The organism is Polaromonas sp. (assembly GCF_012927455.1).
GTDB lineage: Bacteria > Pseudomonadota > Gammaproteobacteria > Burkholderiales > Burkholderiaceae_C > Polaromonas.
This window is the reverse complement of the sequence record NZ_JABBPE010000013.1, coordinates 18,917-27,933: the sequence shown is the minus strand read 5'-3', so window position 1 is coordinate 27,933 and position 9,017 is coordinate 18,917. Positions and strand designations below refer to the sequence as shown.

Genomic DNA, 9,017 nt, shown 5'->3' with positions numbered 1-9,017 from the left:
GCTTGAACTCCAAGGTGTATTTGCCCCGCGCATGTCCGTCGTTTCTCTTGCTCATCTCGATCTCTCCAGTTGATGAATTTGACCATCAGCTATGGAGTACGTTTTTGAGGGGCACGGTCACAGACGCTATGAGTGGCTCAGTTTTCGGTCGGCGTCAACACCTCGACGTCAAATCTGCGTTCTGATAAAGATTCGGACCGTCTTCCGACAGAAGTGGCTCCGCTTGTTTGAACAACAAACCCCGATTTATAAGTGGAGTCCAGGCGGTCTTGGAAAGATGCAGAGTTGCGCGCGGCGGCGGATAAGGAAAGAAAGGGGAAGGCCGCGTCGTGTCAGCCCGACGTCGTTGATGAGGTTGGTGCCAATGCCAGAGCTGAATATGCGCGGTAGAGCTTGAGCGCGGCCGGCACGGCCAGCCCGTCCGAGAACACCAGGCGCTTGTTTTGCGCGTCAACGCGCGGCTTGGCTTAGCGGGCCAGGGCCTTCTAGCCCTCTTGACCGTGAATTCTGGAGAATATATTCTGCCCAAATACGTTTCGAATTTCCGAAGCGAAAATTCTGTCTGAGTCGTTGTACAACTCGGGAAAGCAGCCTATGCCGAGTTTTCGGGATCGGTAAAAACAGAAAGGTCATTGACTGTGGCTCGGCCGTCGGTAAACGGCGTTGCGAGTTGAACGATCGGCGGCGGATATGCCGCGCGGTCGCGACTTACAGGAGAGCAATGCGCAGGCCTATGAGTCGGCTTCCTCCTCATACCAACGACCCTTGCTCAGCATCACGCGGTGATGGCCTTGCCCCGAGGGCATCATCGGAAAGCAGTTCTCTTGCGCAGCCACTTGAACGTCCAGAAAGAACGGCCCGTCGTACGCGAGGCACTCAGCCAGTGCCGATTCGAGTTCGGCCGGGTCTGACACACGGCGCGCGCCCCAGCCAAAAGCCTTAGCCAGCGCCACGAAATCGGGCAGCGCCTCGTTCCAACTGTGGCTTAGCCGGTTGCCGTGATTGAGCTCCTGCCACTGCCGCACCATGCCCATATAGCCGTTGTTCGAGAGCACCAGCTTCACCGGCGTGCGGTGTTGCACGGCGGTCGAAAGCTCCTGGATGTTCATCAGCACCGAGGCATCGCCGCTCACGCAAACCACCAGCGCATCGGGGTGCGCAATCTGCGCACCGATGGCCGCCGGCAGCCCGTAGCCCATGGTGCCGGCCCCGCCCGAGGTGAGCCAGCGCCCCGGTCGCTCGAAACGCAGGTACTGCGCGGCCCACATCTGGTGCTGGCCCACGTCTGTCGATACAATCGCGTCGCGCCCTTCCAACGCGAGCTGCAAGTTCGACATCAAGTGCTGCGGAAGAATCACGTCAGATCGCGACGAGTAATCAAAGCAACGGGCGGACTGCCAGCGCGAGATCCGCTGCCACCAAGGCGCCAGACGTTGCGGCGAAAGCGCTTTGAGCTCCGGCATGCCGAGCAGCGCCTCAAGCACAGCGCCGCAATCGCCGACCATCGGTACGTCGACCTTGACGATCTTATTGATGCTCCCCGGATCGATGTCAATGTGGATCTTGCGCGCATGGGGGCAAAACTCATCGAGCTTGCCGGTCACGCGGTCGTCAAAGCGCGCGCCGATGCACACGACGAGATCGGCCTCGTGCATGGCCAGATTGGCCTCAAGCGCACCATGCATGCCAAGCATGCCGATGAAGTGCTCATCGGACGCTGGGAACGCCCCCAGCCCCATCAGCGTCAGTGTGCAAGGCGCACCGATCCGATGGACCAGGCGAGTAAACGCATCACATGCAGAGGCACCGGAGTTCACTAGTCCGCCGCCGCCGTAGATGATCGGCTGGCGGGCGGTGGATAGCATATCTGCGGCTCGTTGCAGGGAGCCCGTAAAGGGCATGCCATGAGCACGCGCTTTGCGACTGGGTCTGGAGACATCGGAGGGCGACGTAGACAGCATGGTCAGCTGGACGTCCTTCGGCACGTCGATCAGAACTGGCCCGGGGCGCCCTGACGACGCGATGTCGAGTGCGCGGCGGATCACCGCAGGGATTTCATCCGCTACCCGCGACTGATGGTTCCACTTCGTCACTGGGCGGGACATCCCCAGCGCATCGCTCTCTTGGAAGGCGTTTGTACCGATGACAGGTGTTGCGACCTGGCCGCTGATGCACAAAATTGGTACCGAATCACTCATCGCGTCCAGCAGGCCGGTGATGGTGTTGCCTACTCCTGGCCCGGAAGTGACTAATACGACGCCGACCCTCCCGGTGGTTCGGGCGTAGCCTTCGGCCGCATGAACCGCCGCCTGCTCATGCCGCACAAGCACATGGCGCAGCCTCGGCTCGCCGTGCAAGGCGTCGTAGAGCGGCAGCACTGTGCCGCCAGGGTAACCAAAAATTGTATCGACCCCGCGTTCGATCAGGGTGTCGAGCAACGCGACCGCCCCATTACGCAAGCGCACCGGAGCCGTCGGCGAAAGAAGTTCGGGTGAAAGAAGTTTCATGACTAGAATTTTTCACCAAAGTGCGCAGAATAGGTATCTTATTTCAGTCAAAATTCAGAAATACCATGAAAACCAATCGTCAAAACACAAATTCCACCGAAATATCATCGGACAAAAATGATCTTGCCATCCTCCGGGAACTGCGCGATGACTCGCGCAAGACGCTGCAAGAGATCAGCGCCGCGGTCGGCCTCTCGCCGACAAGTTGCTGGACCCGCATCAAGAAGCTCGAATCGCAGGGCGTGATCAAACGCTACACGGTCGATCTGGACCTGGCCAAGCTGGGCTACCACGATTTCGTCATCGTGCAACTCACGCTGGAGAGCCACACCGACGATACGCTCTACGAATTCGGCCGCGTGCTGGCGACCATCCCCGAGATCCAGGAGGCCTACCTGGTCTCGGGCGACTACGATTACTACATCCGCATTGCGGTGCGCGACACGCGCGACTACGAGCGGCTTCTGCGCGAGAAGCTCTACAAGATCCCGGGCATCCGCCACAGCAAGTCGAGTTTCGTTCTGCGCGTCCTGAAAGAAGCGAGCGTTCCGCTCACCGGGTGAAATAACCATCCTCCGGCAAAGCCGGGTGTTTTCAAATTGCGAGTCGCTCATAGCGGCTAAACGGGGGCTAACGCGTGCACCAGCTCGCGGGGCTCATCCGCGCGCACCGTCCATCAGGAACTTGTCCCAAATCAACGGTTTCACACGCCTATCCTCGTAAAGGCCTTTGGCTCGGACGGACGCGTAAGGGGCCGTAGTGAGTGTTGGCCCTTGTCAGGTGCTCGGTAAGTGCTTTGGTGGCGCCGTCTGGATTGTGGTCGGCAATGCATTCGAACAGCTTCACATGCTCATTTAACGTCGTGTTCTCGGCGCCGCGTGCCCGGACAGCGTCATGGTAGAACTGCTCGAGCCACTGAAGCATTGCCTGGGACACGGCCATATAGATGGAGTTGCCGGAAATCGCTGCGATACCGCGGTGGAACGCGATGTCAGTTGCCAGGAAAAGATCTGGATTGTGCAGACTGGCTTTGTGCTCTTCGAGCAATTGCCGCAACTGGTCAATCTGCGCAGATGTCGCTTGCTGAGCGGCCATCCGTGCCATTCCGACCTCAAATTGCAAGCGCGCTTCTTTGAGATCTTCAAGGAGATCATTGGATCCGCTCAGCAGGTGCATGGCAGTGTCAGTGATTTGCGCGATCACTTTCTCGGCGGACAGGGACAATACTTGTGCGCCTTCGCCGTGGACGATGGCGATCAAACCCATCCGCTCCAAAGACTGCAGCGCTTCGCGCACAGACGGCCGCCCGACACCAAAGCTTTGCATGAGGTCTCGCTCCGAAGGCAGCCAGGAGCCCACCTCAAATTCGCCGCTGCGAATGCGCGCTAAAAGACGCGCCAGCACCTCATGCGAAAGCTTGCGGCGAAAAATACGCTCACCTGCAACTACCTTGGAGTCGCCTTGACTCGCTGCGCCAGCAGCTGCATACTCATCACTCATGCTGTCATCATACCAATAGATATGTTGGGCGCGCCGTCAGAAACCGTGGTTCAGCTTTGGGAAACATTCATGTGAAACGACGCCACTTAGTTCAAATCTCCGGCGGGCGTGCCCTGGCCATTCCGCTTGTAGCGCAAGCCGCGCCGCTCATTGATCAGTGGCTAGCGCGACACAACCCAATTTAGACGGGATCGCCACCGGCAAGTATGGCTGTTTGTTTAACGATACTCTGCTAGATTTTTTCGATTCAATATCAATAACTGGAGACAAAATGTACAGAAAAATAGCGACTTTTTGGGCGGCGATTACGCTAGCTGCGGTTTCAATTCATGTCAATGCTGCTGACCCAATCCGGATCGGGCTCGTGTCGGAAATCACAGGTCCTAACGCCGAGGCTGGGGCCAATACAGTCAATGGCGCCAAGCTTGCGCTGGAGGAAGTCAACAAGGGGGGTGGTGTTCTAGGGCGACTGCTGGAATTGAAAATTGAAGACAACCAGAGCACCAATCCCGGCTCCGTGCTCGCCGTCTCGAAACTGGGTAGCGAAGGCAACATCACGGCACTTATTGCACCAGTTCGCAGTACGCAGGTACAGGCGTCAGCCCCCACCATAGCCAAGCTGGGACTTCCGACGATGATCGGCGGCTCCGACTATGGCCTGACGCATACCGGTAACGCCTGGTTATTTCGGGCGCGCCCCAACGACAGCTACTCGGCCAAGGTTATCGTGGACTACGGTGTCAACACCCTGAAAAAGAAAAAATGGGCGATCATTCATTCCACCGACACATTTGGCACCGGTGGCAAAAACATGGTGCTCGAAGAACTTAAATTACTGGGCGTGACACCCGTACTGGTACAGGGATATACCAACAATACCCAGGATTTCACCCCTATCGTGTTGGCAATCAAGCAGTCCGGCGCCGATATACTCACCTCCTATACGCCCTTTTCGACCGACGCAGCGATTTTCGCCACGCAGTTGCGTCAACTTGGCGTTAACACACCATGGATAGGGTCGGCGACGCTGGTGTCCGACAGCACGCTGAAACTGGCCAAAGACGCGCTCCATGACACATATTCCGTGTCGGATTTCTTTGCTGAAGCCAATCCCGAAGCGCAAGCCTATGCCCAAAAATACAAGCAGCAGTTCGGTAGGGAAGCCGACTTCTATTCAAGCTGGGCGTATGACGCGGTGCATATTCTCGCGCTGGCAATGAACCGCGCCAAGAGTACAAAACCGGACGACATACGAAAAGAAATTTCGGCCATCCGAGGGTTTAAAGGTGCGGAAGGTACCTATAACTTTGACAAGAATGGCGATGGACTCCACGGCTACAACATCGTGAAAAACGAAAAAGGCAAGATCGTCTTCATCAAGCACACAGCGTTCACTCCAAAAGAATAGAACAGAAGACCCGTCACAACGGGTTTTCTGGTTTTAACGGGTTCTTTCAAGAAGCACGCCGGAGACCCAATTGGACAACTTATCAATTAACCTGCAAGTCCTGTTTTCAGGACTTGCTGTAGGGGCCATTTATTCTCTGGTGGCGCTGGGATTTGTATTGATCATCCGTGCTACTAATGTAGTCAACTTTGCACAAGGCGACTTCGCCATGCTAGGCGCTTTCGCGATGATGACCATGCTCACGCTATTCAAGCTGCCATATTGGTTAAGCTTCTTGCTGGCACTGGCCGTCATGACAGTCTTTGGTGTCATTTTCAACTATGGCGTTTACTATCCGCTGCGTAACCGGTCTTTTCTACCGGTGATCATCAGCACGCTTGGCGCTTCGATTTTCTTGCAGAATACCGTGCTTGCGGTTTTTGGCCCCCAGGCGCAACCGTTGGAAAAAGTATTCAAATCATCAGGTTTCGAAGTCGGCGGCGTGTTTCTCGACAGCCAATACCTGGTGATTCTCGCGGTAACCGTGGTGGCTGTCGTGTTCCAGTATTTCCTGTTTGAGCACACGCTGCTTGGCAAGAAACTGCAAGCGACTTCACAAGATAAAGACATGGCTCGCCTCCTGGGGATTCCGGTGGCCTGGATGATCATGATCACGTTCATTTACAGCGCCACGCTGGGTGGGCTCGCCGGCATCCTGATCGGGCCGGTGTTGTTCGTATCGATCGGCATGGGCTCAATCATCGCATTGAAGGCTTTTTCGGCGACGATTATCGGAGGCTTCGGTGACGTTACCGGCGCTATCGTCGGTGGCCTGCTTCTCGGCGTTGTCGAAAGCTTTGCCGGCGCCTACATTTCCGTTCCTTATAAAGATGCGTTTGGCTTTCTGTTGCTCTTCATCTTTTTATTAATCCGTCCGCAGGGAATATTCGGCGAAAAGATTTCGGAGAAAGCATGAGTAATCCCGCCGCCGTTATCGAGCCGGTGACCGTCCGCTCCGCTCCCCGCCTGTCTGCCGGGTTAATTTCGCTGTTGATTCTTGCAGTGGTGCTACCCTCGATTCCGTTTTTCTTCACCGTGAATTCCTATGTGCTGAATATTTTCATGCAGGCGGTGACCTACGGTATCGCTGTGCTCGGCATGACCATCGTGCTGGGCTATACCGGCCAGATCAACCTAGCGCAGGCGGCATTTTTTGGGCTTGGTGCATATGCGGTAGCGCTTGGCACGGTCGTCCTGGGCCTTAATTTTTGGGTGTCGCTGCTGCTGGGTATGGCTGTTGCAGTCATCGCTGGCCTGGTGCTGGGCCTTACGACGCTGCGGCTAGGCGGGCATTACCTCGCCATGATCACCATCAGCTTTCAGCAAATTTTCGATCTGGTGCTGGTCAACTGGACGGCTGTTACGCGTGGCCCGGACGGCGTCGCTGGTATTGCCAGGCCTTCCTTGTTTGGCTATCAGCTGACTGATGACAAGGCTTATCTTGCGTTTTGTGTCGCGGTTCTTTATGCCGCGATCCTGTTCGTCTGGTATTTACCCAACACTCGCCTCGGCCGCGCCATGCGCGCGGTACGCGAAAACGAACTCGCGGCCGAAGTGACCGGCGTAAAAACCCTGGCCGTTAAGGTGATTGCCTTTATACTGTGCGCCGGGCTGGCTGGTGTTGGCGGCGCGCTTTACGCAGCCGGTTTTGCGTACGTCAGTCCGGATAACTTCAACTTCAAGATCTCGATCGAGTTCCTGACGATGGCGCTGTTGGGCGGTGCACAGTCACCCTTCGGCTCAGCGATTGGTACTATATTGCTGATCCTGTTGCCGGAGTGGCTGCGCTTCCTAAAAGAAATTTACATGGCTGCGTATGGCGTGGCGGTGATACTGATCATGGTGTTCATGCCTGAAGGAATCTGGGGTATAGCCAAGGCAGGCTGGCAACGAATCAGGAAGCCTGCAAAGGTCGCGCCCGTCGCCATCAAGCCTCTCGAGTTTGATATTTTGATGACTGATTTTTCGCCGATCCTGCGCTTGGAAAACCTGCAAAAGCATTTCGGCGGGGTGAAGGCAGTGGATGGCATCAGCATCGAGGTTGAGCGCGGCACGGTACATGCCCTAATTGGCCCCAATGGCTCGGGAAAGACCACGACGCTGAACGTTTTGAATGGAATTTACAAGCCAACGGCAGGCAAGATCTTAGTGGACGGACAGGACGTCACGCAAGTTGCACCGCACGTTCGTGCGGCCCACGGTGTCGGACGCACCTTCCAAAATATTCGCCTGTTTCCTGCTTTATCCGTGCTGGAAAACGTAATTATCGGCGCGCAACGGCAGAACAACCCGATTGCGTCAGGGGAAGAAGCATTGCGTGAGCGCGCCATGTCAGCCCTTGCATTTGTCGGAATGCAAGACAAGGCACAGATGATCGTTAGAAATCTGCCCTATGGCCACCAACGCCTGGTAGAGATTGCACGTGCATTGGCTGGGCATCCAAAGCTATTGCTTCTGGATGAACCGGCAGCCGGCCTGAACATGACCGAGAAGCATGAACTGGCTAATCTGCTTAAACGCATGCGCGGTCATGGCATCACTATCTTCCTGATTGAACATGACATGCGGCTGATCGTCCAGGTTGCCGACAGAATCTCCGTACTTAATTTCGGCAAGAAGATTGCGGAAGGAACACCGGACGAGGTGTTACGCCATCCCGATGTCATTGCAGCTTACTTGGGGGAGGATGTTCATGCCCTTACTTGAACTGCGCAACGTAAGCAGCTTTTATGGCAATGTGCAGGCTCTCGAAGGCGTGTCGCTACAGGTAGAGCAAGGCGAAGTAGTCACCTTGCTCGGAGCCAACGGGGCCGGGAAGAGCACGACGCTGCGCTCGATTTCCGGACTCATACCGGCTGCAATCGGCGAAATACTGTTCATGGGACAACCCATTCACCGCCTCAGACCAGAAGCAATTGTGAGAATGGGAATTTCCCATGTTCCTGAGGGTCGGCGGATTTTCCCCGGCTTGACCGTGACGGAAAACATCATGCTTGGCGCATCCAATCGCGGACGCATTTCAAAGGTGCAGATGCAAGCGGACGTTGAAGAAATGTTTGTTATTTTTCCGGATCTGAAACGGCTGTCAAAAGCCCTTGGATGGAGTCTTTCCGGTGGCCAGCAACAGATGCTTTCGGTTGCTCGTGGTTTGATGGCTCGCCCCAAGCTACTGATGCTCGACGAACCTTCGCTCGGACTCGCTCCCATTATTGTGCAACAGCTATTTGGCGTGCTGCGGGAGATCCGCAAACAGGGTATGACCATATTGCTGGTCGAACAAAATGCCAATATGGCATTGTCGGTGGCAGACCGCGGGTACGTGCTTGAAACGGGTCATCTGATCGTTGAAGGGAGGCCGGACGAACTTCTCGACAACGAGGAAGTGCGCGCAGCTTATCTTGGAGGCACCAAGCCCGTCGCATCCGTGTAAGTAGCAAAGTATTTTTTTGATGATGTACTGCATCGTTTCCGATCGGCACAGAATGGTCACCGACCCTCTGCCTGCATCTGGCTGGCATCAACACTCTGGAAGCTTTCTTTGCAACACCTATCGCATTTTTGGA

The 9,017-nt window shown here is 55.8% G+C and carries 7 protein-coding genes and 1 pseudogene; 5 read left to right on the top strand and 3 right to left on the bottom strand.

Annotated elements, in window-relative coordinates:
• Positions 1-330: 330 nt before the first annotated feature.
• Both HHJ18_RS12050 and ilvB read right to left on the bottom strand, forming a co-directional pair.
• Positions 331-485 (bottom strand): annotated as a pseudogene (locus tag HHJ18_RS12050) (nicotinate phosphoribosyltransferase); the annotation flags it as partial.
• 246 nt (positions 486-731) lie between these two features.
• Positions 732-2,507, bottom strand: coding sequence for a biosynthetic-type acetolactate synthase large subunit (gene ilvB, locus HHJ18_RS12045; RefSeq protein ID WP_296915596.1), 1,776 nt, complete (start codon positions 2,505-2,507; stop codon positions 732-734).
• A gap of 101 nt (positions 2,508-2,608) precedes the next feature.
• Here ilvB and HHJ18_RS12040 point away from each other — a divergent pair, with 101 nt between their 5' ends.
• The gene (locus tag HHJ18_RS12040; RefSeq protein ID WP_296915599.1) at positions 2,609-3,070 is read left to right on the top strand and encodes an Lrp/AsnC family transcriptional regulator; all 462 of its coding nucleotides are present in this window, start codon (positions 2,609-2,611) and stop codon (positions 3,068-3,070) included.
• Between the two features lie 148 nt (positions 3,071-3,218).
• On the opposite strand, the gene nanR is transcribed toward HHJ18_RS12040, so the two are convergent.
• Positions 3,219-4,007 carry a transcriptional regulator NanR gene (gene nanR, locus HHJ18_RS12035; RefSeq protein ID WP_296915594.1) on the bottom strand — a complete coding sequence of 263 codons (789 nt, stop codon included), beginning with the start codon at positions 4,005-4,007 and terminating at the stop codon, positions 3,219-3,221.
• A 271-nt stretch (positions 4,008-4,278) separates the two neighbouring features.
• Here nanR and HHJ18_RS12030 point away from each other — a divergent pair, with 271 nt between their 5' ends.
• The 4 genes from HHJ18_RS12030 to HHJ18_RS12015 all read left to right on the top strand — a co-directional run bounded on the left by HHJ18_RS12030 (position 4,279) and on the right by HHJ18_RS12015 (position 8,884).
• Complete coding sequence (locus tag HHJ18_RS12030) at positions 4,279-5,415, top strand: ABC transporter substrate-binding protein (RefSeq protein ID WP_296915592.1); 1,137 nt, start codon at positions 4,279-4,281, stop codon at positions 5,413-5,415.
• 70 nt (positions 5,416-5,485) lie between these two features.
• Positions 5,486-6,370, top strand: coding sequence for a branched-chain amino acid ABC transporter permease (locus HHJ18_RS12025; protein ID WP_296915590.1), 885 nt, complete (start codon positions 5,486-5,488; stop codon positions 6,368-6,370).
• On the top strand, positions 6,367-8,160 hold the full coding sequence (locus HHJ18_RS12020) for a branched-chain amino acid ABC transporter ATP-binding protein/permease (RefSeq protein ID WP_296915588.1): 1,794 nt from the start codon (positions 6,367-6,369) through the stop codon (positions 8,158-8,160). Before HHJ18_RS12025 ends, HHJ18_RS12020 begins: the two co-directional genes overlap by 4 nt.
• Complete coding sequence (locus HHJ18_RS12015) at positions 8,147-8,884, top strand: ABC transporter ATP-binding protein (RefSeq protein WP_296915586.1); 738 nt, start codon at positions 8,147-8,149, stop codon at positions 8,882-8,884. Before HHJ18_RS12020 ends, HHJ18_RS12015 begins: the two co-directional genes overlap by 14 nt.
• Positions 8,885-9,017: the final 133 nt, after the last annotated feature.

Coding starts and splice junctions, on each gene's coding strand:
- ilvB (WP_296915596.1), bottom strand. CDS start 2,507: ATGAAACTTCTTTCACCCGAACTTCTTTCGCCGACGGCTCCGGTGCGC.
- nanR (WP_296915594.1), bottom strand. CDS start 4,007: ATGAGTGATGAGTATGCAGCTGCTGGCGCAGCGAGTCAAGGCGACTCC.
- HHJ18_RS12030 (WP_296915592.1), top strand. CDS start 4,279: ATGTACAGAAAAATAGCGACTTTTTGGGCGGCGATTACGCTAGCTGCG.
- HHJ18_RS12020 (WP_296915588.1), top strand. CDS start 6,367: ATGAGTAATCCCGCCGCCGTTATCGAGCCGGTGACCGTCCGCTCCGCT.
- HHJ18_RS12015 (WP_296915586.1), top strand. CDS start 8,147: ATGCCCTTACTTGAACTGCGCAACGTAAGCAGCTTTTATGGCAATGTG.